General features: G+C 61.6%; 23 protein-coding genes and 1 pseudogene. All 24 read left to right on the plus strand.

What is annotated here, in order from left to right; all coding sequences use genetic code 11:
* The first annotated feature begins 5 nt into the window (after positions 1–5).
* The 24 genes and pseudogenes from F6X42_RS29490 (at position 6) to F6X42_RS29605 (ending at position 24,670) form a co-directional block, all read left to right on the plus strand.
* On the plus strand, positions 6–1,559 hold the full coding sequence (locus F6X42_RS29490; protein WP_187637569.1) for a class I adenylate-forming enzyme family protein: 1,554 nt from the start codon (positions 6–8) through the stop codon (positions 1,557–1,559).
* Between the two features lie 25 nt (positions 1,560–1,584).
* Positions 1,585–2,826, plus strand: a complete 1,242-nt coding sequence (locus F6X42_RS29495; protein WP_187637570.1) for a thiolase family protein — start codon at positions 1,585–1,587, stop codon at positions 2,824–2,826.
* A 178-nt stretch (positions 2,827–3,004) separates the two neighbouring features.
* Complete coding sequence (locus tag F6X42_RS29500; protein WP_187637613.1) at positions 3,005–4,348, plus strand: NAD(P)/FAD-dependent oxidoreductase; 1,344 nt, start codon at positions 3,005–3,007, stop codon at positions 4,346–4,348.
* Positions 4,349–4,605: 257 nt separating this feature from the next.
* Positions 4,606–5,292, plus strand: coding sequence for a TetR/AcrR family transcriptional regulator (locus F6X42_RS29505; RefSeq protein ID WP_187637571.1), 687 nt, complete (start codon positions 4,606–4,608; stop codon positions 5,290–5,292).
* A gap of 197 nt (positions 5,293–5,489) precedes the next feature.
* Positions 5,490–6,779 carry an acyl-CoA dehydrogenase family protein gene (locus tag F6X42_RS29510; protein WP_187637572.1) on the plus strand — a complete coding sequence of 430 codons (1,290 nt, stop codon included), beginning with the start codon at positions 5,490–5,492 and terminating at the stop codon, positions 6,777–6,779.
* 277 nt (positions 6,780–7,056) lie between these two features.
* Entirely contained in the window at positions 7,057–8,541 is a 1,485-nt protein-coding gene (locus F6X42_RS29515; RefSeq protein WP_187637573.1) for a flavin monoamine oxidase family protein, read from the plus strand.
* 10 nt (positions 8,542–8,551) lie between these two features.
* Positions 8,552–9,208, plus strand: a complete 657-nt coding sequence (locus F6X42_RS29520) for a c-type cytochrome (RefSeq protein ID WP_187637574.1) — start codon at positions 8,552–8,554, stop codon at positions 9,206–9,208.
* A 34-nt stretch (positions 9,209–9,242) separates the two neighbouring features.
* On the plus strand, positions 9,243–9,920 hold the full coding sequence (locus F6X42_RS29525; RefSeq protein WP_187637575.1) for a hypothetical protein: 678 nt from the start codon (positions 9,243–9,245) through the stop codon (positions 9,918–9,920).
* A gap of 84 nt (positions 9,921–10,004) precedes the next feature.
* A complete protein-coding gene (locus tag F6X42_RS29530) occupies positions 10,005–10,736 on the plus strand; it encodes a hypothetical protein (protein WP_187637576.1) in 732 nt (243 codons plus the stop codon).
* Between the two features lie 36 nt (positions 10,737–10,772).
* The gene (locus F6X42_RS29535; RefSeq protein ID WP_187637577.1) at positions 10,773–11,069 is read left to right on the plus strand and encodes an EthD family reductase; all 297 of its coding nucleotides are present in this window, start codon (positions 10,773–10,775) and stop codon (positions 11,067–11,069) included.
* Between the two features lie 137 nt (positions 11,070–11,206).
* A complete protein-coding gene (locus F6X42_RS29540; RefSeq protein ID WP_187637578.1) occupies positions 11,207–12,805 on the plus strand; it encodes a Re/Si-specific NAD(P)(+) transhydrogenase subunit alpha in 1,599 nt (532 codons plus the stop codon).
* 13 nt (positions 12,806–12,818) lie between these two features.
* The gene (gene pntB / locus F6X42_RS29545; RefSeq protein ID WP_187637579.1) at positions 12,819–14,231 is read left to right on the plus strand and encodes a Re/Si-specific NAD(P)(+) transhydrogenase subunit beta; all 1,413 of its coding nucleotides are present in this window, start codon (positions 12,819–12,821) and stop codon (positions 14,229–14,231) included.
* Between the two features lie 110 nt (positions 14,232–14,341).
* A complete protein-coding gene (locus tag F6X42_RS29550) occupies positions 14,342–14,653 on the plus strand; it encodes a high-potential iron-sulfur protein (protein WP_187637580.1) in 312 nt (103 codons plus the stop codon).
* A 200-nt stretch (positions 14,654–14,853) separates the two neighbouring features.
* Entirely contained in the window at positions 14,854–15,198 is a 345-nt protein-coding gene (locus tag F6X42_RS29555) for an MCP four helix bundle domain-containing protein (RefSeq protein WP_281394055.1), read from the plus strand.
* A gap of 26 nt (positions 15,199–15,224) precedes the next feature.
* Complete coding sequence (locus tag F6X42_RS29560) at positions 15,225–15,371, plus strand: hypothetical protein (protein WP_187637582.1); 147 nt, start codon at positions 15,225–15,227, stop codon at positions 15,369–15,371.
* A 9-nt stretch (positions 15,372–15,380) separates the two neighbouring features.
* Positions 15,381–16,421 (plus strand): methyl-accepting chemotaxis protein, encoded by a 1,041-nt coding sequence (locus tag F6X42_RS29565; RefSeq protein WP_187637583.1) that lies wholly within the window; start codon positions 15,381–15,383, stop codon positions 16,419–16,421.
* Positions 16,422–16,514: 93 nt separating this feature from the next.
* On the plus strand, positions 16,515–17,456 hold the full coding sequence (locus tag F6X42_RS29570) for a LysR family transcriptional regulator (RefSeq protein WP_187637584.1): 942 nt from the start codon (positions 16,515–16,517) through the stop codon (positions 17,454–17,456).
* A gap of 57 nt (positions 17,457–17,513) precedes the next feature.
* A complete protein-coding gene (locus tag F6X42_RS29575) occupies positions 17,514–18,188 on the plus strand; it encodes a histidine phosphatase family protein (RefSeq protein ID WP_187637585.1) in 675 nt (224 codons plus the stop codon).
* A gap of 25 nt (positions 18,189–18,213) precedes the next feature.
* Positions 18,214–19,230, plus strand: a complete 1,017-nt coding sequence (locus F6X42_RS29580; RefSeq protein WP_187637586.1) for a phosphotransferase — start codon at positions 18,214–18,216, stop codon at positions 19,228–19,230.
* A gap of 46 nt (positions 19,231–19,276) precedes the next feature.
* A complete protein-coding gene (locus tag F6X42_RS29585) occupies positions 19,277–20,041 on the plus strand; it encodes an SDR family oxidoreductase (RefSeq protein ID WP_187637587.1) in 765 nt (254 codons plus the stop codon).
* 67 nt (positions 20,042–20,108) lie between these two features.
* On the plus strand, positions 20,109–21,353 hold the full coding sequence (locus tag F6X42_RS29590; protein WP_187637588.1) for an acyl-CoA dehydrogenase family protein: 1,245 nt from the start codon (positions 20,109–20,111) through the stop codon (positions 21,351–21,353).
* Between the two features lie 86 nt (positions 21,354–21,439).
* Positions 21,440–22,240 (plus strand): hypothetical protein, encoded by an 801-nt coding sequence (locus F6X42_RS29595; protein ID WP_187637589.1) that lies wholly within the window; start codon positions 21,440–21,442, stop codon positions 22,238–22,240.
* A gap of 602 nt (positions 22,241–22,842) precedes the next feature.
* Positions 22,843–23,085: pseudogene (locus F6X42_RS29600) on the plus strand (hypothetical protein); the annotation flags it as partial.
* A 508-nt stretch (positions 23,086–23,593) separates the two neighbouring features.
* Positions 23,594–24,670: a GGDEF domain-containing protein gene (locus F6X42_RS29605; RefSeq protein WP_187637590.1), complete on the plus strand. Its 1,077-nt coding sequence runs from the start codon at positions 23,594–23,596 to the stop codon at positions 24,668–24,670.
* Positions 24,671–25,184 lie beyond the last annotated feature (514 nt).

Below are 25,184 nucleotides of genomic sequence, written 5' to 3' on the forward strand. Positions count from 1 at the left end.
GGGACATGGCAATCATTGACTTCTTCGACCGCGGTTGGCGCATCAACCCCAACGGCGTCGCCTACATTCAGGACGAGCGTAGCTATTCGTTCAGTGAGGTTCACACACTGTCGTGCCGCATCGCCAACGGCCTGCTCGCAGCCGGCTTCGAAAAAGAAGCGAAGGCGGCGGTCTGGGCCGACAACGACGTCACGGCATGGACCTGCACGCTGGGGCTGTGGCGTGCCGGGGTGGTATGGATCCCCGTGAACGGACGCAGCGCACCGCGGGAGAATCAGTACCTGCTCGACGCATTCGATTGCGAAGCGCTTTTCTTTCATCAGGCGTTCGCACCGGCGATCGAAGCGTTGCGTCCCAGCCTGCCCGGAGTCAGGCTCTGGGTCTGTATCGATGCCGATCTGCCGTGGGCGCCGTCGCTCGAGAAATGGAGCGCGGCGCAACCCGCGACCGAACCGCGCGTCGATTACGACATGGACGACATCGTGACCCTTTCGGGCACAGGCGGGACGACCGGCTTGCCCAAGGGCGTGATGAACACGCATCGCGCGTTTCAGACTTACTTCGCGCAGTTCATGATGGCGTATCCGTATGGTGTTGAGCGCCCGGTGAATCTCGCCGCCGCGCCCATGACGCATACCGCAGGGATGCTGTCGCTGCCGTGCACCGCCCGCGGCGGTACGGTGGTCGTGCTGCCGAAGCCGGATCCGGCGCTTCTGCTCGCGGCGATCGCGAAGCATCGGGTCACGGAGTTCTTCCTGCCACCGACGGTCATCTATCGCCTGCTCGATATCCCGGGCATCGAGAGCCAGGATTTTTCGTCGCTCAAATGCTTCCTGTATGGCGCGGCACCGATGTCGGTGGAGAAGCTCAAGCGCGCGATCGAGGTGTTCGGTCCGGTCATGGCGGGCGGCTATGGCCAGACGGAAGCCCCGGCGTCCATCTCCTATCTCACGCCTGCCGAGCACTTCGTCGACGGCAAGCTTGGGCTGGACAGCCGGCTCTCGTCGGTCGGCAGGCCCAACCCGCTGATCCGCGTCGAAATCATGAACGACCGCGGTGAGATCGTGCCGCAAGGCGAGACGGGAGAAATCTGCGTACGCGGCGACCTCGTCATGAAGGGCTACTACAAGGCGCCGGAGAAGACCGCGGAAACGATTGTGGACGGCTGGCTGCACACGGGCGACGTCGGGCATCTTGACCCGGAAGGGTATCTGCACATCACTGATCGTAAGAAGGACATGATCATCAGCGGTGGCTTCAACGTCTATCCGAGCGAAGTCGAGCAAGTGATCTGGGCGCATCCGGCGGTGCAGGATTGCGCGGTGATCGGCGTGCCCGACGAAAAGTGGGGCGAAGCCGTGAAGGCGGTAGTGGAGCTCAACGCGGGTCATAGCGTCAGTGCCGAAGAGCTCGTGGCGTTGTGCAAGGAGAAGCTCGGCTCGGTCAAGTCACCGAAGAGCGTGGACTTCATCGGCGCGTTGCCGCGCAGCCCGGCCGGCAAGGTGCTGAAAAAGGATCTGCGCGAGCAGTACTGGCAGGGAGAAACCCGCCGCATCTGAGTCAGCCACGCTGGGATAAAACACCATGAGCGACATTTACATTGCCGGCATTGCGATGACCGTGTTCGGCCGGCATTTCGAACGCAGCGTCGACGATCTCGCGGGCGAAGCACTCCGCGGAGCGTTGAAGGATGCGGGTTGGGGAGCCGAGGCGATCGGCGCGGCTTTCTATGCAGGCATCACCAGCGGGCCGTTGCAAGGCCAACTGTCGATTCCGGGTCAGGTCGTCTTCAGCAAGATCGGTATTGAAGGCATCCCGGTCTACAACGTCGAAAACGCCTGCGCATCCGGCAGCACCGCTGTGCATCTCGCGGTACAGGCATTGAGGTCGGGTGCCTGCGATGTTGCGCTGGCGCTCGGTGCGGAGAAGATGAACGTCCCGGACAAGGCGAAGTCATTCGCCCTGTTCGAGGCGGGTTGGGACGTGACGCGCGTCGATGAAAACTTCGCCAGCCTGTTGAAGCTCGGCGAAGGCGTCGAGCCGCCGCCCGGTTCCGAGTCGGATCGCCCCTATAGCCGCTTCATGTCGGTCTATGCCGCGCTGTGCCGGTATCACATGAAGACCTACGGCACCACGCAGCGCCAGATCGCCGCCGTGTCTTCGAAGAACCATCTGCATTCGGTGCACAACCCGTATTCGCAGTTCCGCCAGGCTTTCACGATCGACGAGGTGCTCGCGGCGCCGCCCATCACGTATCCGATCACGCTGCCCATGTGTGCGCCCGTTTCGGACGGCGCTGCTGCGGCGATCCTGTGCACGGGGGAGGGCTTGAGACGCATCGGCGCGGACCGTAGCCGATGCATCCGGGTCGCGGCCAGCGTGGTGCGCAGCTTCACGCATCGTCGCGTCGACGAGACGCAGAAGAACATCGGCCGCCTCGCGGCGCTGCAGGCCTACGAGCAGGCGAGTCTCGGTCCCGATGACATCGATGTCGCCGAGGTGCACGACGCGTCGGCGATGGGCGAAATCATCCAGGCCGAAAACCTCCAACTGGTTCCACCCGGTCAGGGCGGTCCGGCTGCCGAGCGCGGCGAGTTCACGCTGGGCGGGCGCATTCCCATCAACACGTCGGGCGGACTCGAATCGAAGGGACATCCATTGGGTGCGACGGGGATCGGTCAGCTTTACGAACTGGTGACCCAACTGCGCGGTGAAGCGGGGGCGCGTCAGGTACCCGGCGCGCGTCACGCGATTCAGGAAAATGGCGGTGGATTTCAAGGCATCGAAGAGGCGGCGCTTGCCGTCCACATTCTGAGCAAGTCTTGACGGAGCAGGTATGGACGAGATGACGGAAACCCAGGCAGGGCGGCAAGACCACTCGCGCTCCGGAGTGAATCGCCGCACTTTCCTCAAGGGCGCGGCTGCTGCTGCCGTGGTGGTGCCAGCAGTGGCGGCCACGCAATGCTCACGTGTCGATTCTGCTGGACCCGTTGTGGAGGGCAGAATGTCTGCGGACATGGAGAAGTACCGCACGCTAGGCGGCTGGGTCGAAAGGCCAGACGATATGCAACCCGAACTCGTAGGCGACGTGAGCGCGGATGTAGTCATCGTCGGCGCCGGTTTTGCTGGACTTTCGGCGGCGCTGGAGCTGGTCAGCCATGGAGCGAAAGTGGTCGTGCTCGAGCGTGAGTTCGCCGGATTTGGCGCGAGCGGACGCAACGCGGGCTATCTGGCCGGCGCGCTCGCGCTCGAATACGATCTGTTTCTCAAGAGCATCGGCCATGAGAAAGGGAAGGCGATCGTCCGCTACTACGAGGACGCCGTCCCCTTCGTGGAGGGCAAGCTCAAAGAGTACGAGATCGACTGTGACTACAACCAGACGGGCATCATCCGCGCGGGGATCGATCCCGCCCAGGAGGAGAAGGTACGCGAGGACATGCGAACCGGCGCCGAACTGGGCTTTCGCTCGGACTTTCTCGATCAGGGCGAGATGCGTGCACGCGGCATTCCGCCGGCGTTTCTGTTCGGCAACTACGTGCCGCGCGGTGGCACGCTCCACCCCGGCAAGTACGTGATGGGGCTCCGGCGCGCGGCTCTGCGGGCTGGGGTTAAGCTCTACGAGAATGCGCCGCTGCTGTCTTACACGGAGGGGCCGGTCATCAAGGTGCAAACCCCTCGAGGCAGTGCGAGCGCCCCGGTGCTGATGCTGGCCACCAACGCCTACACCCCGCAGCTCGGCCTCCTTGCAGACAAGGTCGTACCGTTGCGTGTCTCGGCCATCGAGACCGAGCCGCTTTCCGATGCGCAGCGCAAGACCTTGGGCTGGCCGCGGCGCGAAGGCATCGTGACGGCACACTGGACCATGGAAAGCCACCGCCTGACCGTCAACAACACGCTCGTTGTGACGACGAAGCGAATCCATTATCCATACGGCTCCAAAACGCCGAACGTGCCGGACTACGAGTCGTATCGCGAGCTGCGCACGGCGCTGCATGACCGCTTTCCGACACTCAAAGGCATTGCGTTGCGGGCCTGCTGGAGCGGCTATATCAGTTTGGCCAATGACGCGTTGCCGGTTGTAGGGGCGACAGGGGCGCACCGGAACATCTTCTACAGCGCGGGGTGCTCCGGACATGGCGTGGCCGCTCAATCCATGGTCGGAAACATGATTGCCGGGCGGATTCGCGGCACCGACAATCCGCTCCTTTCCGCGCTGGATCACAAGACGCCATCGACGCTTCCAGAGCCCCTGCGATGGTGCGTGATCAACGGGACGCTGGGCGTCGTGGACGCGCTCGACGACCGCGTGAACGACAAGGCGCGCGCAGCGCAAGCGCAGCGGGCGTAATGTGCATAGCGCCACGAAATGCATACAGAGATCATGCTTCGACGGGGTGCGATTGAGGTGTTGGGCAAGTGACTCGACGGTTGGCCACGGTGAACGAACGTGATAACAGGCGGGGACAAACGCTGCGTCACGCGCCCTCCATGTGGATGGATGTTCAGCCTGGCGTAAGGTATAGTCAAGTTTACCTAGAGAACGGTTCGTGTGACCGCATTGCTTCGCTTCGGCGAGGCGTCATACTTCACTCAGGACGGAAAGCGATGACAGTGCCAAAAGAACCAAGCACCCGTAAGCGGCACACGTCGAGCGTGGCAGCCTCCACGGGAACCGCCCCCGACGGCCTGCGTGCCCAGGGTCTACGTACGCGCAACGCGATTATTCGTGTGGCAAGGAAGCTCCTGCTCGAGAGTGGTCCCATGGACTTCTCGCTGCGCGCCGTCGCCCTCAAAGCGGGAATCAGTGTAAGCAACCTGCAGTATTACTTCCCGACGCGGCCTGCCGTCCTGCGGGCGGTCATGGCGCCCATCATCGACACGTATCTCGATACGCTGAAACAGGCGCTTCAGAGCAACGTTTCGCCGCGTGCAACGCTCGACGCTATTTTCGATCAGTCGGTGAAAGACGCGAAGGACTCGAAGAACATCGCGCTGTGGTGGCATTTCTTTTCGTTTGCGTCTACCGACCCGGAGTGCGGACAGTTGCGCGACGAATGGTACGACACCTTGACGACCGAACTTGCCACGCTCATTCGCGCGGCGAATCCGGAGCGTGGGGCGGCCGAGAGTGCCCACATTGCCGTGCTGCTCATTTCGATGGCGGACGGCATGACAATGCATCTGGGCACTCCGCGCGCCAAGCGCGCGTACATGCGAGGGTTCGAAGCGAAGTTTCTTCAGATCGCGCATGAGCTGGTGTGGGGAAAGACGGTGGACGCCGAGGCGGCTTAGGGCCGCTCACGCCGGTACAGGCACTGGCAGCCGCAGCGCCGTGCCAGTGAAGAAAGAGGACAGGGGAATACCCTGTCTTTTTTTTTCATCTCGTGTTTTGTATTGTTACCTATGTTTGGTATGTTGATCTATTAATGAAGTGATCGGGTTGCGGGGCAGTCCGGTCGACATGCGTCCAGGAAAGGAGGAGTACCGAAATGATTCGACTGCACAAGTCCGTAGGGTTGCCGCTGGCAGGATTGACCGGTTTCGAAACGCCGATGAGCGAAGAGGAGCGTGCGATCCAGGACACGGTTCACCGTTTCGCACGCGACGTACTGAAGCCCGTCGGCCGCGAACTCGACCGCATGACGCCGGAAGAAGTGATCGCGCCCGGTTCGCCGTACTGGGCGGCCATGATGGAAAGCGCGAAACTCGGCCTCGATCCGCAGCTTCTCGCGCAGCTTCCTCCGGACATGGCGGTGCGGATTGAATCGTTGATCGGCGAAGAACTCGGCTGGGGTGATGCCGGGTTTGCCATCTCGATCGGTGTCGCGCCCGCACCTTTGATGATGGCGCAGTCGGTCGGTAATCAGGAACTGATTGACATGTGCACGGGCAAGATTGGTTGCTGGATGAACACGCAGCCCGACCGTGGCACCGATGCCGCGATTCTCTACCGCGACGAGATCGGCGCGGGCGGCAAGCAACCGGTGGGTAACCTCACGGCGAAGGTAGGCGCGGACGAAATCGTCATCAACGGGCAGAGTTCGGCGTGGATCTCTAACGGCTCGGTCGCGCAGGTGGCGCTCGCGTACATGGCGGCGGACTATGGCGATGGCTTCTATGGCACCGGCGAACATGGCTCGTTTACCAATGGCGTGGGCATGATCATTCCACTCGATCTGCCGGGTATCTCGCGCGGCAAGCCGCTCGACAAGATTGGCCAGCGCTCGCTGCCGCAGGGCGAGATCTACTTCGACAACGTGAAGGTGCCCAAGCGCTTCGCCATTGCGTTGCAGGACGAATATCTCGGCAATCTGGCCTCGACCTGGTCGTTCGCAGGCACACACATGTGCCAGGTGTTCGTGGGGGTGGCGCGCGCGGCGTTCGAACTCGCACTGGCGTATTGTCACGAGCGCAAGCAAGGTGGAGCGTTGTTGATCGACCACCAGATGACGCAACTGCGCGTTGGCGAGATGCTGCGCCGGCTGGAGATGGCGCGTGCGATCGCGCGGCGCAGCCTCGCTTTCTCGCGTCTGTCTCCGAAGAGCCATCCCTATGCGACGGCCCAGGCAAAGGTAAGCGTGACCGAAGAGGCGATGAAGATCACGCACGAGGCGTTCCAGCTATTTGGCGGCAACGGCACTACCCGCGAATTTGCGATCGAGAAACTGTTCCGCGACGTGCGATCCGCACTGATCGAAGATGGCGAGAACTACCACCTCACGTTGCGTCTGGGCGTGCTGGCAGGAAAGCTCTATCAGAACGGGTGGACGAAGGAGTAACCACGCCTTCGGCGCCGAAGAATCGGTTCGGCGTTGGAGTTCGATGGCATTCGGATCGGGTTATCAGTTAGCAGCTGGTGTGGGGGAGTGCCGTCAATCTGGGTTCGCTGAAGCGACAGATCTCGCGGTTCCCGGTCGAGGCGCGCAAGTGATTATCAAAGGAGTGCGAAGGAGTTGCGCGGCAAGGTGAATCGACCAGATATGGAGACTCGCCTCTGACCGGGCAGTAGCGGTGACCGCGCGGAGCGGGAGCTCTCATCACGTAGACAGAGTCAATATGGCAAAAAAATCTTCCCCAGACAGCGCTGCAAACCCGCAGCGCAGGCAATGGCTCAAATATGCCGGTGCCTCGGCTGCCGCGGGCACGCTCGCCATGGGTGCGCAGCAGTCGTATGCCGCAATCACCAAGGCCGCGCCAGGCGAGGACGGCATTCTCGACGTCGCCATCATCGGCGCGGGACTGGCCGGACTGACCGCCGCGCGCGACCTGCGTCAGGCGGGCTGCGAGTCCTTTCTCGTGCTGGAAGCCCGGGACCGCGTGGGGGGGCGAACGCTTAACTACAACATCCCCGGCGGATACGTTTCGGAAGTCGGCGGGCAATGGATCGGGCCCGGCCAGACCGCCGTCGTGGATCTCGCGCGCGAGCTGGGCGTCGGGACCTTTCCGACCTACTACGACGGGAACACGGTCATTCTGGGCGGAGACGGTCGCGTGGCAGTCGATCTGAAGGGCACGTTCGGCACCGACGAGTCGGTCGGGGCAAAGCTCAGCAGGCTTTCGCGCGACGTGCCTTGTGGCGCACCATGGACGTCCCCGAAGGCCGGTGAACTGGACAAGCTCTCGGTTGGTGATTGGCTGGAAAAGCAGAATATCAAGCCTGAAGACCAGGTTGCGTGGAATGGCAGCATCACCCTTTCGGGCGGCGCGGCGCCGGCGAAGATGGGGCTGCTGCATTTCCTTTCGATGGTCAATTCGGCGGATTGCGACTACTCGCAGCTCGATTCGATCAAGCACAGTGCCCAGGAAACCCGCTTCATCGGCGGCTCGCAAATCCTCAGCATCAAGATGGCCCAGCAACTTGGCGACAAGGTGCGCATGTCCTCTCCGGTTCGCCAGATTTCCGGTTGGGATGGCGATGTCGTCACCGTGCATACCGACCATGGCGAAGTGCGGGCACGGACCGTCATCATGGCCATCCATCCGGCTTTGTGTCATCGGGTGCAGTTCGATCCGCCCCTGCCCGAAAAGCGCGCGGCCCTGCAGCGAGCCTGGCCCACGCATTCTCCTGCACGGAAGACGGCGATGGTCTATCGCCGCCCGTTCTGGCGTGACAAGGGCATGAACGGCAGCATTTTCCAGTTCAATGGCCCAATCCTCTGGGCCTATGACAACTCCCCGCCCGGCGCAGAGATCGGAGTCGTCAACGCATTCGTCGAGAATGCGATGGTCCCGTCGGATCGGGACGCGGCAATGGCCATGCATAAGCAGTTCTACGCGCAGGCATGGGGCGACGAAGCGCTGTCTCCAATCGCCTACCACGATCAGGACTGGGGCCGGGCCGATCCGTGGACGATTACCTGCGTTTCCGCGATTCCGCCGGGATTCTGGAGCGCCCACGGCGAAGCGCTGCGCCCCTCGTGCGGCAAGCTGATCTGGTCGGGGACGGAGACTGCGAATATCTGGGCCGGCTACATGGATGGTGCCGTGCGTTCTGGCCATCATGGCGCGCTTCAGGCGCTGAATGCCCTGCGTCGGGCGTAGGAAGGCGACGATGAAAAAAATTCTATTGATTGGCATTCCTTTGGTTGTCGTCCTGTTGCTGGCTATTTTCGGTTCCGATCTGCTGGGTCTTTATCGCCTTCAGAGCTATATCACGACGTCGACCACGGCTTACCTGGCCGACGGCGGCGCCTGGCCGCATATGACCGATGTCTGCATGGGCTGCCATGGGGTCAAAGGCAATTCGCTCGATCAGGGGTATCCGAGCCTGGCGGGGCAGCCAGCGCCTTACCTTGAAGCCCAGCTCCACAGTTTCGCGAGTGAGGCGCGGCGCAATCCGAACATGGGGCCTCTCGCGATGACGATGAGCGATCCGCAGATCAAATCGCTCGCTGAATATTTTGCCGCCGTGGCCCCTGCCGCGAATCGCTACTTCAAGCCGGATGCTCAACTGCGCGAGCAGGGGCAGCGCCTGGTCGCCACGGGCAACTGTGTCGCATGTCACGGTGCCCAATTGACGGGCCACGACCAGTTTCCGCGTCTGGCTGGTCAGGGATATGACTATCTGCTCGCGCAGTTCGACGAGTTCGCTTCCGGAATCCGCAGCGAACCCACTGGCGTCATGAAGAACCTTGCAACAGGTTTTTCGCCCGAAGACCGCAAGGCCATCGCCACCTATCTGGCAAGCCTCGACCCGAAGAAAGATTGACCAATCAGATGCAACCGGAGTTAGGAGTTTAGTCATGGACCTCAGAACCTTAGTTCTTATGCAATCCAGTGCTGTGCTGGCATTGAGTTCGTTTTTTTACGGCTGGAAGATCGTCAGGAAACGAAACTATCTTCTCGGGCTGGAGATGTGGATCGTCGGTACCTCGGCCACGAACGCCATCGGATTTTTTGCTACTGGCAATGCAGTTTCCTATGAGATAGCACACTTCTTTGACGCGTTTTCTCGTGGGTTCGGCATGCCTATTATCGCCGTCGCGGGCTTGATGGCGATTACGCATGACTACAGGCCATCAATTCGCCAGGACGTCGTGGTATTCGTCGCTTCCTTTGCGCTCACATTCGTCCTCGTTGGGGCGGATTTCATCTCCGGAGTTTTGCCCTACTTCTATCTGGCGATGTGGATCTGGCTGTCGATATATCTCGCTTATTTCGTCAAGCGATTACTGGACATCGGCGCGATGCTCGAGGCGTTGGGAGTGGCAGTGGCGCTGGCGACATCGCTCGCGATTGCCGGCATTTATGACTTCTACAAGATCCCTGGAGAGGAAACCAACGTCGTGCTCAATTTCTTCACGCTTGCGCTGTGCACGTGGGCCTACTTCATGCCAGCGATCTATTACGGCTATTGCGCCTTGGAGCGAGTCCAAAGCCGGAGTATGGCGTCAAATAACCCCATTCCTTATGGCAATTGAGCAAAAGCCCCCGCTGTTGCCGCGGTCCGATGCGACTGGAAGTCCAACGCGGGCAACGCTGAACGTTTCTCCTGGAGAATTGTGATGAATCAGACCTCGCGCAGGGTAATGCGCTTCACTGCCTGGAGTGCCATCATCGGCGGCTTGCTGGCATACGCGAATGTTGGATTGTCCGTGGCGGTGACGGGCTCGGATGCGGATATGGTGCTGCACGGTGCATCGATGCTGGCATTGCCACCGGATACCCGCGACCTGTTCCGCTGGAGTATGGCTGCCGATGTGTTTGGCTTCTACCTGCCTTTCCTGCCCATCGGTGGATACTTTGTGCACGCATTTCGCGAGGAACTGGGCGCACTCGGCAACATGGTGGCGATGGCCGTCGTGCTGTATGTCATGGTGGGCGTGACCGGCGCGGTCATGCAGTTTGCAATCCTTCACCCGCTGGCACATCTCTATGCGGGCGGCGACGATGCCACGAGAAACGCCGCGTCGGCGGTATGGACGGGGATAGCCAATGGGACGCAATACGGTCTCTGGTGGATTGAGGGTCCCCTCGTGCTCTTCTGGACGCCGATTGCCGCCAACGTGCTCAAAAGAGCGGGGTGGAAGGGGTCGATCCTGCTGAAGATCGTCGGCGGGGCTTTCGGGGTCCTCTTCCTGTTCGGTTTTTTTCCGGATCTCGACGCGCTTTCGAATGCGAGCGAGATGGTCGTCGTGCTGGTTCTACCGTTGTGGATGTTGTTGTTCGGCTGGCAGTTGCTGCGCCGCGCACGAACGCTACCGGCACGCTTGCAGGGCGCTGGCGTGACCACCTGAACCCACTCTCACATACATCTCGACACGGAATTGAATATGGCTACCCTGATCGTGAGCTACCCGAGCGCAGAAGGCGGGACGTTTGACCGCGAGTATTACCTTTCGACCCATGCTCCGCTTGTCCGCTCGGCGTGGAGTGAGTTTGGTCTGCAATCGGCCGAGGTTCTGTTTCCATCATCAAAGCTGCAACCTTTCGCATGCATAGCGATATTGCGTTTCAGCGATCGCGTCGGGATCGATGACGCCCTTTCCTCCGCGAAGGCCGCCGAGGTGATCGGCGACGTGAAGAACTTCACCAATACCACGCCGACGATTTTCTGCGCGGACGACTGACCGATTGCGCGGCCTGACTGATTTCGCCCGTGCCGCCAGACCTGCTTTGCATTACTGCGCCTTCTGTTGCCGCAGGGGGGCGACTCGCTCACCCTTCTTGGGGGGGCCGATACCAATGTGAACAATCAACTTGCCCTATGACTTTACTGATTGGAATTCCCCAGGAGACAGCCACCGGGGAGCGGCGTGTAGCGACGGTGCCCGAGGTGGTCGAGAAACTGATCAAGCTGGGGTTCGCAGTTGCCGTGCAAAGCGGTGCAGGGGCCGCCGCGAACTTTGACGGTGAAGCCTACCGTGCGGCCGGTGCCGAAGTCGTCGCAACGGCCGCCGAACTTTGGGCCCGCAGTGACATCGTTTTCAAGGTGCGCCCCCCGAGCAGCGAAGAAGTGTCCCTGATGCGCGATGGCGGCACGCTGATCGGCTTCGTGTGGCCGGCCCAGAACCCCAAACTGATGCAGCAACTGGCCGCGAAGAGCGCCACCGTGCTGGCGATCGATTCGCTGCCGCGCACGCTGTCACGTGCGCAGAAGATGGACGCGCTGACCTCGATGGCCGGCATCAGCGGCTACCGGGCGGTGATCGAGGCAGCCCATGCGTTCGGCCGCTTCCTGAATGGTCAGGTCACCGCCGCCGGCAAGGTCCCGCCTGCCAGGGTCTTCATCGCCGGCGCCGGCGTGGCAGGCCTGACTGCAATCGGCACCGCGGCCAGTCTCGGCGCGATCGTGCGCGCCAACGACACGCGCGCCGAGGTGGCCGACCAGGTCAAGTCCCTGGGTGGCGAATTCGTCAAGGTGGACTACGACGAAGAAGGCTCGGGCGGCGGCGGCTACGCCAAGGTCATGAGCGAGGGCTTCCAGCAGGCGCAGCGCGCGATGTACGCGCAGCAGGCGAAGGACGCGGACATCATCATCACGACCGCGCTGATTCCCGGCAAGCCGGCTCCGAAGCTCATCACGGCCGGGATGGTGCTGTCGATGACGCCGGGCAGCGTGATCGTGGACATGGCCGCGGAGCAGGGCGGCAACTGCGAGCTGACCGTGCCCGGCGAGGCGGTGGTGCGCCACGGCGTGACCATCGTCGGCTATACCGATCTTGCGTCGCGTCTGGCGAGGCAGTCGTCCACGTTGTATGCAAACAATCTGCTGCGCGTGGTCGAGGAGTTGTGCAAGACGAAGGACGGCACGATCAATGTCGACTTCGATGACGACGCCATTCGTGGCCTTACGGTCATCAAGGAAGGCAACATTACCTGGCCGCCGCCGCCGATCAGGCAGCCGGCCGCCGCAACCGCGCCTCAATCGGCCGCGCCGGCGGTGGCGGGGGTCAAGCCCAAAGGCCATGGCCACGGCACCGGCGAGCCGATGTCGGCCAGGACGCTCGCCATCGTCTTCGGCCTCGGCGCACTGGCGTTCCTGCTGGTCGGCCAATTTGCGCCGGCCGCGTTCCTGTCGCACTTCACGGTGTTCGTGCTGGCCTGCTTCATCGGCTACATGGTGATCTGGAATGTCACGCCGGCGCTGCATACGCCGCTGATGAGCGTGACCAACGCGATCTCGTCGATCATCGCGATCGGTGCGCTGGTGCAGGTCGCGCCGCCGTTAGGCGAGGCCGCGGTGGGCGACCGGCCATCAGGGCTGATCCTTGGCCTGGCCGTGGGCGCGCTGGCACTCACGGCCGTCAACATGTTCGGCGGCTTCGCGGTGACGCGACGCATGCTCGCGATGTTCCGCAAATAATGGAACGACAATAATGACTTCCAACCTGACTACCGTTTCCTACATCGGCGCGGCCATCCTCTTCATCCTCAGCCTCGGCGGGCTGGCCAATCCCGAGACCGCGCGCCGTGGCAACCTGCTCGGCATGATCGGCATGGTCATCGCCGTGCTGGCAACCATCCTCGGTCCGCGCGTGTCGGCTGCGGGCATTCCGTACGTCGTCGCTGCGCTGGTGGTCGGCGGCGCCGTGGGCCTCATCGCCGCGAAGAAGGTACAGATGACGCAGATGCCCGAACTGGTTGCGCTGATGCACAGCCTGGTCGGCCTCGCGGCTTGCCTGGTCGGCTTTGCCAGCTACATCGACACCTCCGTGCAGTTCACCGGCGCCGAAAAGGCCATCCACGAAGTCGAAATCTACGTCGGCATCCTGATCGGCGCGGTGACCTTCGCGGGCTCGGTCATTGCGTTCGGCAAACTGTCGGGCAGGATCGGCGGCAAGCCGCTGCTGCTGCCGGCGCGCCATTGGCTCAATCTGGCCGCGTTGCTGGCGGTGATCGTGTTCGGCCGCGCGTTCCTGCATGCGGAGACGATTCAGGACGGCATGACGGCGCTCGTCGTGATGACGGTGCTCTCGCTGCTGTTCGGCGTGCACATGGTGATGGCAATCGGCGGTGCCGACATGCCCGTGGTGGTGTCGATGCTCAACAGCTACTCGGGCTGGGCCGCCGCGGCAACCGGTTTCATGCTCAGCAACGACCTGCTGATCGTGATCGGCGCGCTGGTGGGCTCGTCGGGCGCAATTCTGTCCTACATTATGTGCCGTGCGATGAACCGCAACTTCATCAGCGTGATCGCTGGAGGCTTCGGTACCGGTAGCGGTGCGTCCGCGGCTGCGGGTGGCGGGGCGGAGCCGGCCGGCGAGGTGGTGGCGGTGAGCTCCGCCGAAACCGCCGAGCTGCTGCGCGACGCGAAGAGCGTGATCATCGTGCCCGGCTACGGCATGGCCGTCGCGCAAGCCCAGCACACGGTGTATGAACTCACCAGGCTGCTGCGCGAAAAGGGCGTCGATGTGCGCTTCGCGATCCACCCGGTCGCTGGCCGGATGCCGGGCCACATGAACGTGCTGCTGGCCGAAGCGAAGGTGCCCTACAACATCGTGATGGAGATGGACGAGATCAACGCCGACTTCGCCGAGGCGGACGTTTCGATGGTCATCGGCGCGAACGACATCGTGAACCCGGCGGCGCAGGAGGATCCCGCGAGCCCGATCGCCGGCATGCCGGTGCTGGAGGTCTGGAAGGCCAGGACGTCGATCGTAATGAAGCGCAGCATGGCCTCGGGCTATGCCGGCGTAGACAACCCGCTCTTCTACAAAGACAACAATCGCATGCTGTTCGGCGATGCGAAGACGATGTTGGGTGAGATTTTTGGTGCGCTGAAAGTCTGAACGCAGCGATGTGCGCTTCCCGGCGCAAATCCACGCAACTTTGTCTACCCATAATTTGCTGTTATCCCTGTGCCCTATTGGCATGCCATTTCGAATGAAGGAGCATTTGCATGAGGAAGTCGCGCCGCACTTTTATGACCATTACCGCAGGTATTGCTTCTGGACTAGCGCTGTCTCGCATTGCTTTTGCCGATGAGGCCAAGGTGTCGGAAGCCGACTCGACGGCGCTCGCGCTCGGTTACAGGATCGACGCGGCGAACGCCGACAAGACGAAGTATGCAAAGTACGCAGCGGGTCAGGTCTGTCGAAACTGCGCCTTCTATCAGGGTAAATCGAATGATGCGTTCGCTCCGTGCCCGATTTTCGGCGGCAAGCAGGTGGCGGCCAAGGGCTGGTGTAGTGCCTATAACAAAAAGGTCTGATCGCGCACAGGCTGCTCGAACACGAAAGACGTGCGCATGCAGCGCATCGTTGCGCGCCCCGGGCGCACAACCGATCGGCGCGGGCAAGCCGGGCTCAGGCCAAATGGCATGGAAGCCGTCGGCTGATCCAACAGATAGCCAGGATATATGTTGACAGGGCGGTAACACCGTAAGGCTTCCTCAATTGATGGATGTGTCTAATGAGGGCATTCACAGGTACGATCCGGTTAAAGATCATGCTGGCGCTAAGCGTTTGCGTCGCGCTCATGGCGTCCATAGGTCTGATGGGGCTTCGCGGTCTCGCGAGGCTCAGCGCGGATATGGGCAGCATGTACTCGGTGAGCACGGTTCCAATCGAAGATCTTGCCGCTGTACAGGCAGCCGCTCTGAAGGTTCGCCTTCAGATGCGTTATATCCAGGCGCTGCATGACGAGGACAAGGCTGCCGAGCTCGTTGCAAGCATCGGCGAAGAGCAGCACAAGCTCGATCGGGCCTGGCACGACTATTACCCAGCAAAATCGCCACGCCCGATGAGCGTCGGGTAGCCGATCGCGTGGCGAAGGAACTGGCGGTGTTTCGGACGCAGTCGGACGACATTGTTTCGGTGCTGCGCGCCGGAAATCTGGAAATGGCGGCGTTCACGATCGATGAACTCACAGAGATCGGCGATGCGGTGTCCGACGCGATCGGCCGCGACGTTGCGTTGAGCGCGATGTAGGCACGGCAGTTGGCTGAACGGGGCAACGCCACGTTCAACGCATTGCGATGGAAGGTGCTTGGCGCAATCGGCCTGGATATTGCAGCGGCATCCGCCGCGTCCGCGTGGCTGGTGTGGGCGATTACGAGTCCGTTGAAGGACGCACTTGGAGTAGCCCGGCGAATTGCCGAGGGTCGGTGGGGTGACGCCGAGGGGATACGCTTGCGCGGTGAGTTTGGGCAGTTGCTCCGGGCGCTCCGGGCGATGGACGGACATCTCGCAAGAACCGTTCAGACGATCAAGGTTTCAAGCGACGCGATTCTGAATGCATCCAGCCAGATAACCGACGGTAGTACCGACCTCTCAGCAGGCGCGAGGCGGCAAGCCGCGTCACTTGAGGGAACGGCGGCAAGCATGGATGAACTCATCCTCTCGGTTCGCCGCAATTCGGATCATGTGCGCCTGGCAGCGGAGTTTGCCAACGCGACGTCGCTCGCGGCCGATACCAGCATGGCCGCGGTCGAGCAGATGAGAGGCACGATGGACAACATCTCAGCCAGCTCGGCGAAGATCGTGGAAATTACCGCGCTCATCGAAGAAATCGCTCTGCAGACTAACATTCTTGCGCTGAATGCGGCTGTCGAGGCTGCGCGCGCAGGTGAGCATGGGCGGGGGTTCGCGGTGGTCGCCGGAGAAGTTCGTAGCCTCGCGCAGCGCGCAGCCATCGCAGCGAAGGAGATCAAGGCTCTGGTCCGGACCTCCGCCGAGGCGATTTCCGGGGGGGCCGTGCATGCTGACCGCGTCGTGCAGGCCATGGTGGACGTTCGGGGAGCGATCCAGCGCGTGGTCGAGATCAACGACAATATTTTCGACGCTTCAGAAGAACAGCGCGGGGGAATCGGGCAGGTCAACGAGGCCGTGATCCGTATGGACCAGGTCATTCGCAAGAACGCGGCGGTAGTTCAACAAGCGGCAGAAGCGGCGGCCTCGCAAAAAGAGCAGGTGGGCGCCCAGCGGCGCGCCATTGCCGTATTCGAGGTCCATTCGCAAACGCACGCGTCATCGTCCTGATTCACCTCCGAGGACGTTCCTAGCAGGTCCGGCGAATGGGCTGGCTCATGCCCTCGATTGACGGCATTGCGATGGGCCGGTTAGGCTCGCGACATGCGCCCATCAAAAGTCGATCTGAATCTCTTCGTCGTGTTCGAAGCCGTCTATCGAACGCGCAACCTCACGCGCGCGGCGGAATTGCTGTTCATCACGCAGCCCGCCGTCAGCAACGCGCTCGCGCGCATGCGCAAGGCATTCGACGATCCGCTGTTCGTGAGCACACCGGCCGGCATGGTCCCCACGCCCGTTTCCGAGAACATCATTGGCCGCGTGCGTGAGGCGCTGCAGCTACTCGATTCGAGCACGCATGCCGGCGAGCGTTTCGATCCGGCCTCGTCGCAACGGACCTTCCGGCTCAGCATGAACGACCTGACCGAGGCGATGCTGCTGCCGGCACTGCAGGAGGTGCTGCAGCACCTCGCGCCGGGCATCCGCATCGAGAGCTACTTCACAACGCGGCGCGACGTTCCCGAAGCGCTCGCGAGCGGCGCGGTCCATCTTGCGATCGACGCGCCCCTCATCGACGATCCGTACCTGGAACAGGAGCCGATGGGCCGTGACCGTTACGCCTGCATGCTGCGCCGTGATCATCCATTCACGAAGAAGAAGCTCACGACAGACGACTACTTGCGCTTCGGCCATATCCACGTGTCCAGTCGCAGGCAGGGGCCAGGCCTCGTCGATACGGAACTCAACAAGCTGGGACTCAGGCGCGCTATCCAGACGCGCGTCCAACATTATCTCGTTGCGCCCTTGATCGCGATGCGCACCGATCTCGCCTTGACTGCGCCACTCATGCTGCTCAAGCGCTATGACGCGCGCATCCTCGCGCTGCCTTTCGACCTCCCAGATCTAGAGACGCATGGCTACTGGCACCGCAGCGTCGCCGCGGACCCGGCGCATCGCTGGCTGCGCGAGCAGATTGGCCGTCTCATGCGCAAGCAGCGGCAGTCGGGGGGTGTCACCAATCGTTATGGTGAGACATCACGAGAATAAATTTCCTGAATGTCATGCACCCCGGTATAGTTTCAGTCAGGTTCAGACGAGGTTGGCATGGCGGAACTCTATCTGGTGCGGCATGGGCAAGCGTCTTTCGGCGCTGAAAACTATGACGAGCTTTCATCTTCGGGCTTCGCCCAGTCGCGCTGGCTAGGCGAATACTTCGCGCAGTCGGACCTGAGCTTTGATCGCGTCGTGACCGGCACGATGCGGCGGCACGCTCAAACCGCAGACGCCTTGCTCACCGCGATGGGCGGCCAGCCAGTAGAGATCGCGCAGGACGCCGGTTTGAACGAGTACGATTTTCACGCGCTGTTTTCCGCGCTGGGAGAAAGCGGTCCGGCGTCGGGTCCCTTGCCCGACAGGTCGATGAAGCACTTCTACGAGAGACTCAAGCAGGCCTTGCAGCTTTGGTCCGAAGATAAACTGCCTAGGCGCGTTCCTGAGACCTGGGGAGAGTTCCAGGCGCGTGTAGAGCACGCGCGTCTCGCCATTCAGCGTTCGGGCGGCAAGCGCGTTCTGGTGGTGAGTTCGGGCGGCCCGATCGCCGTCTTCACCCAGCAGATCCTGAACGCACCTGCGGCCGCCGCCATCGCGCTCAACATGCAGATCCGCAACAGTAGTGTGAGCCAGTACGTCTTCAACGACAGCGCGATGTCGCTGGTCACCTTTAACGCCTTGCCACATCTCGAACAGGTCGAGAGGCGCGAACTCGTTACCTATGGCTGATTCGAATCCGGATTCCCGCGCCACGATGAATGCAAGTCTTCAGTTCGATGTCGTTGCCCTCACGCGCTATCTGACCGCACATGTTCCTGCCTTTCAGGGACCCGCGTCCGTCGAGAAGTTCGACGGCGGACAGTCGAACCCCACGTTTCTCCTCGAAGCGCAAAGCGGCCGCTATGTACTCCGGCGTCAGCCGCCGGGCGAACTGCTCAAGTCCGCCCACGCCGTGGACCGCGAATTTCGCGTGTTAAGTGCGCTCAGCAGCACGCCGGTTCCTGTGCCGCGGGTCCTGCACCTTTGCGAGGACCGCGAAGTGATCGGCGGCATGTTCTACGTGATGAGCTTCGAGGAGGGCGAAATCTACTGGGACCCGTCCTTGCCCGCGTTGCACGTGAACGAGCGCGGCGCCATCTACGACGCGCTGATCGCCACGATGGCCGCTCTGCACGATGTGGATGTCGAGGCCGTTCGTCTTGCCGACTATGGCCGCGCGGGCAACTACTTCTCGCGCCAGATCGACGTGTGGACCAAACAGTATCGCGCGGCGCAGACCGAAGACCTCGACGCCATGGAAGCGCTGATCGACTGGTTGCCGGCGCATTGTCCAGCCGAAGCGGGGAAGTCTTCGCTCGTGCACGGCGACTTTCGCATCGACAACCTGATTTTTCATCGCGGAACGCCGCGGGTTCGCGCGGTGCTCGACTGGGAACTCTCCACGCTCGGCAATCCGCTCGCCGACCTCGCGTACTTCTGCATGTGTCTGCGGCTTCCGCCCCAAGGCCATATCGTCGGTCTCGCGGGGCTGGACCGGGCTGCGCTTGGCGTGCCGGACGAGGCCGCGATCGTCGAGCGGTATTGCCGGCTGCGGGGCATCGGGCCGATCGAGAACTGGAATTTTTACCTCGCGTTCAGCTTCTTCCGGCTTGCCGCCATTGCGCAGGGCGTGAAGAAGCGTGCGCTTGGCGGCAATGCGTCGAACGAGAAGGCACGCCAGATAGGCGAAATGGCCGGTTCGCTCGCGCAGATGGGCGTCGACCTAACTTGACGCCTGGCGTTTGACGCATACACGTGGATATATCGAGGAGACAGCTGTGAGCACCAATTTATTCGATTTGCACGGCAAGATTGCATTGGTCACGGGAGCGAGCCGTGGCATTGGCGAAGAGATCGCGAAGCTGCTCGCAGAGCAAGGCGCACATGTGATCGTATCGAGCCGGAAGCTCGAGGACTGCGAGACGGTGGCGCGCTTGATCAAGGAGGCGGGCGGCAGCGCCGAGGCGTACCCGTGCCACGTGGGGCGTCTCGACGACATTCAAGGCGTTTTTCAGCACATCCGCTCGCGGCATGGCCGGCTGGACATCCTCGTGAACAACGCGGCGGCGAATCCGTATTTCGGCCACATTCTCGATACCGATCTCGCGTCGTTCGAAAAGACGGTGGAGGTCAATCTGCGTGGCTACTTCTTCATGTCGGTCGAAGCGGGCAAGCTGATGCGCGAACACGGCGGCGGGGCGATCGTCAACACGGCTTCTGTCAATGCGCTGCAGCCTGGCGACAAGCAGGGCATCTATTCGATCACCAAGGCCGCCGTGGTCAATATGACGCGCGCGTTCGCCAAGGAATGTGGCCCGTGCGGCATTCGCGTGAATGCGTTGCTGCCAGGCCTCACCAAGACCAAATTTGCCGGCGCCCTGTTCGAGGACCAGGCCATCTACGAAGCGTGGATGACGAAGATTCCGCTGCGCCGCCATGCAGAGCCGCGCGAGATGGCCGGCACGGTGCTGTATCTCGTCTCCGATGCAGCGAGCTACACCAACGGCGAGTGCATCGTCGTTGATGGCGGACTGACGATCTGATCAAGAGAACGGCGCAGCATCGACGCTCGCGCCGCGCGACATTCACAAGGATTCAAGGAAGAGCAAAATGGACTTTGCCTATAGCCCGAAAGTCGAAGCGCTGTGCGCGCAGGTGCGTGCGTTCATGGACACGCAAATCGTGCCGCGCATCCACCAATGGCACGAAGAAGTGAGCGCAGGACAATACCCTGTTTCCTTCATGGACGACTTGAAGGAGAGGGCCCGTGCGGAGGGCCTCTGGAACCTGTTCTTGCCGCATCTGCGCGAGGACGAGCCGGGCACGCGGCTGACCAACCTCGAGTACGCCCCACTTGCCGAGATCATGGGGCGTGTTTCCTGGGCTTCCGAAGTATTCAATTGCAATGCGCCGGATACGGGCAACATGGAACTGCTCCATATGTTCGCCACGCCTGCGCAACGAAAGAGGTGGCTCGATCCGCTGCTCGACGGCAAGATCCGCTCGGCGTTTGCAATGACCGAACCCGCGGTGGCCTCTTCGGACGCGACCAATATCACCACGTCCGTTCGTCTCGATGGCGACGAATACGTGATCGATGGCCGCAAGTGGTTCATCACGAACGCAGCGCACCCGAATTGCCAGCTGTTTATCGTCATGGGGAAAACGAACCCGGATGCGCCCGCGCATCGTCAGCAAAGCATGATTCTCGTGCCGCGCGACACGCCGGGTGTGAAGGTCATCCGCAATATCACCGTGGTCAATCACACGGCGCCCGAAGGCCACTGCGAGATCGAATTCAGGGACGTGCGCGTACCGCGCTCGAATCTTCTGGGCGAAGAGGGCAGCGGCTTTGCGCTCGCCCAGGCGCGTCTTGGCCCGGGGCGCATTCACCACTGCATGCGCTCAATTGGCGCTGCCGAGCTGGCGCTCGAGTTGATGATCGAACGTGCGCAGGCGCGCACGGCGTTCGGTAAGAAGCTATATGAGCACGGCAGTGTTGCGGAATGGATCGCGAAGTCGCGCATCGAAATCGATCAGGCTCGTCTCCTCGTGCTGAAGGCCGCGTGGATGATCGACACCGTGGGCGCCAAGGAGGCGCGCAAGGAAATCTCGATGATCAAGGCACTCGTGCCTAGCGTGCACACCGCCGTGTGTGAACGGGCGATACAGGCCTTCGGCGCCATGGGCCTGAGCCCCGACACGCCGCTGGCGGACAGCTGGACCTGGGGGCGCGCATTGCGCTTCGCCGATGGCCCGGACGAGGTGCATCTCCAGAGCATTGCGCGCATGGAGATCAAGGCGCGGCCCTATGCGCCGGGCCACAAGAATCCATACCTGACGCTCGCGGTGTAGGGCATGGCAGCGGGTTGACGACGCGAAGAACTTGCGCGTATCGTCGTGCAAGCCACTCGCCACAGCGATCTGGAGGCCACCTGGAAATGCCTATCAATGTCGCCAACTGTCGTACCCTCCCGACCACGGTGTCGACCGGCAACTTCAACGGCGGGGCGTTCGTACCACTGGTCAACGGCTTGCATCGCCACTACACGGCGGCGAACTGCCGGGTCAACCTGAATCCGGCGATGAATGTCGGCGTCGGCATTGCGGGCCTCACGAGCCTGAATCCGCAGGCCGCGCCCACCGGTGACACCTATTTCCTGCCATTCGCGACCGACGAAATCACTTCGATGGTGCTCCCGTCGCCCGGCGGCGCAGGCGCGCCGCAGTCGTTTCTGACGACGAACCTGTCTGGCTGCATGGTCTACGTCGACAGCGTGCACGGCGTACCGGGGTCCATTGTCGTCTACCACGCGAACAACCAGTCCAATGCGCCGGGCGGTCACTTGGGCGGCTTGCAGCCGACGCTGGAACTGCCGGCTTGCACCGCTTACCTGAATAACCTGTACAATACCGCGCGCGGCCACCTTGCGGCGGCTCCGCTCGGGCTGAACCTGCTGCCGCTCGGCAACGTGGCCAAGCCGGCCTACAACGCCGGCGCGATGGCCGAGATCAACCGCAAGCTCGGGCAGTCGCGCACGAACGTCGAGTTCACCGGCGGCACCATCGTGTTCGGCCACGTGAACGGAGCACACTGGGAACTCTTCTGGGCGACCTACGGCAGTTGTGAATATGACCGCCCGGCCTATGCGCCCAAAGCCTGGTTCGGGCACGACCACCGCAATCCGACGGCCAGTACCAATCCTAACTACCGGGTGCTCGGGTCCGCGCAGTTCGTCTAGCCAGAGACCGGGCGGAAAAGCACGCGAAGCGCAACTCACGCTCGTCGAGCGAAACGCTGCATTTCACACCGCCCGCAGTTGCCTCACCAATAGCGGTCTCATTCAGTCGAAATTCGGCTAAGCGACGTGCCTAGGTCCACAATTGCTCCGCGAGTGCGGCGTTAGTGTTCTCCGTAATTTGACGCAAATTAATTCGGCAACATTTTGCTACGGGAAGCGCTGGACCAGTAGCAAACATTCCGGCAGCCGGAAGGCGCGGGCAATTTTTTTCAGTGCCCCTGCGGTGACGGTATACCTGACGGTATCACCTGCATTTGCGTCAAGAAGATCCTTTAAGTTCAACGATATATGGCGGCAAAAGATAATAGAGTGGGTGGAACGTGACCGAACGCGCTTGTAGGCAGTGATTGATTGTCCAGTCCTGCAGCGGCGGGTCCACCTTTGTTTCCTCTGTTGCCAAAACGCGACATTAGTTTGCCAAAGAGTTGCGATTTGATCCGGCGTAGGTCTTGGCGTAGGTCGGTCGTCGGAAGCCCGTCGGGCAAGGCAACTTCAATACTTCGAAGAGAACGAATAGCGGGGCCGCGATTGCGGTGGCACTCGCCGTCCATCACAACGCGACCCGGGTCGATCTGCCGGGCGCACGAGGCAGCCGCGGCCTCTATATCGTTGCGCAACTACACCTCGCGTTTGTCGCGTGCGAAGGCAACGACAGACTGCTGACGCTGAACCTGCTCACCAGGCAGGTCGTCCAGTCATTCGACGATCCATCAACACATCGCGCCTATTTCCCGCTGAAGAACATCGACGGACGTCCGGTGCTGCGCGTCATGGCGCCCCGATAGGTTTTGCCGTCGCTGGGAAACGATGACGAACATAGGAGGTTGGACACAACACAGGAGATATACCCTGTGTCTCGGGTCAGTCGGACTATGACGGGGCCGTTTCCGTGCCGTTTTCAGCCAGTCGACAACGGGCCGAAGATCGTCGACAATTTCATGCCGCGAATCAACGCGTTTGAATTGGCGATGACGAACCTTGGGACTTTGAAAGGCATCCCTGAACTTGCGAATCTACCCGCGAGCAATCGGCGCGTCCGTTGGCGACGAGCCTATCGTCTTAGCTTGCGCCATTGCTGATATGGGCTGGTCTCCTCGCCTGCATTCCATGCACCGGATTGGTTTGGGACTGGAAGCAGTTGGCCTGCTTGCCGCGGTTCAAGAATGAGGGCTGCAATGCCGATAGCCTTTGAATCGCGTGGGCCAAGCTCGTAGCGGTTTCGGCGGTGCGGTTGGCGCAGAGCGAACAAATGTGAATAACGGCAAAACCTGAATTCTAGCGAGGGTAGTTGGCATGGGCGAGGTGGATTCTCAATTTTGGCCCGGCCAGGCGGTGTTTGGCGCGTTTCCGAAGAACCCCGAGAAGGAACAGGCGATACTGCGCATATCACTTGGAACTGTAGTTCTTCTCGCGTACGTGGCTGCCACTTGCGTTTATCACTCGAAGAGTGTCTACGCGACGCTGGCGACGGTCGTTTTTTATGTGATGTTCGGAGCCATGACGTACGTCACCGCGACGCTGGTGCCAGCGCGCTCACACCTTAGATTGGCCGTCACCACGCTGATCGATCAGGCAACGGTGACGACGGCCCTGGCGGTTGGTGGTCAGGCCGCGCTTCCGTTGCTCTGGGTCGTTTTCTGGTTCCTGGTTGGTGCCGGCTGCCGTTACGGCCGACGAATGCTCGGACTGTCGTGTGCGGTGGCGCTTGCCGGCCTCGTCGGCCTGATGCATTGGCAACCGTGGTGGCGGACAAACATCCCGGCCGGCCTCGGCGTGACGTTCAGCGTCGCGGCAACGTCGCTGTACCTGGCGGTGCTCGTATATCGACTGGAAAAACAAGGTGCGACCGACCCGCTGACGGGGCTGAGCAATCGCATCCGGCTCGAGCAGGCGATTGCCCGGACGCGGGTCGCTCGAGGCGCCGCAGCCGGTCAGACTGCTTTGTTTCTCATCGACCTGGACGGTTTCAAGGAAGTGAACGACTCCCACGGGCATGCAGTAGGGGACGAATTGCTACGGAGTTTTGCCACGGCTCTGGTAAGCCGGATGCGCCGCGGTGACATGCCTGCTCGATTGGGCGGAGATGAGTTTGTGGTCCTTGCCCACCACGTAAATGGTAGGGAAGGCGCGCGAAAAATTGCCGACGGTATTCATGCCATCCTGAGCGGCGTGCGGACCGTTGGTGGACATCCGGTTGCCGTCTCCGCCAGCATTGGAGTGTGCATGCTGGCGGAAGGCGCCGAAGGCGTTGGTCTTGATGCCCGAACATTGATACGCGCTGCTGATAGCGCAATGTACCGGGCGAAATCGCTCGGTGCGGGTCGGACAGCGTTTGCCGACGCAACCGAGATGCAGCCAGTAGCGACGTGAGCGTGCAACGCCACTCCAAATTCGAGCCGGCACATCGCGCGCGCGACTTCAAACTGACGGTGAACAGCCTGAACTGTTAATGACGAAACCTGCACGACGGGGAACCAGGTGCCACCCGTCGGCGCAGACTGCTCCTTCCCTCTGGATGATTCCACATCAGCGCTTTCTGAGTTTCTGTGTAAAATTCTGGCGTCGCATTCTGAGTCGCCATCCGGAAGAACGGGGATGGGGCTAAGGCAGGTAGTGGCGGAGTTTTGCAACTACCATTTGCAAATCGGGATTTGCCGCGAAACATGAAGACGTTCCCGCAGAACGGATATGTGGCGTGACACATATCCGTTCTTATGACTTCACCGGACGGTTGGCCTTTGCCGTCGCATAAGATCTGGATTCCCTCTCTCCGTGCCTGGAATTATCGAGACAGGCCGCGCCGGTCGGCAGCGCGTGCTGCCAGCTTCGACCACGCGTTGATTTACTCATCTCGCGCGATGCCTGCCGGCATCCGTGATTGACC

Source organism: Paraburkholderia podalyriae, from assembly GCF_014397785.1.
Taxonomy (GTDB): Bacteria; Pseudomonadota; Gammaproteobacteria; order Burkholderiales; family Burkholderiaceae; genus Paraburkholderia; species Paraburkholderia podalyriae.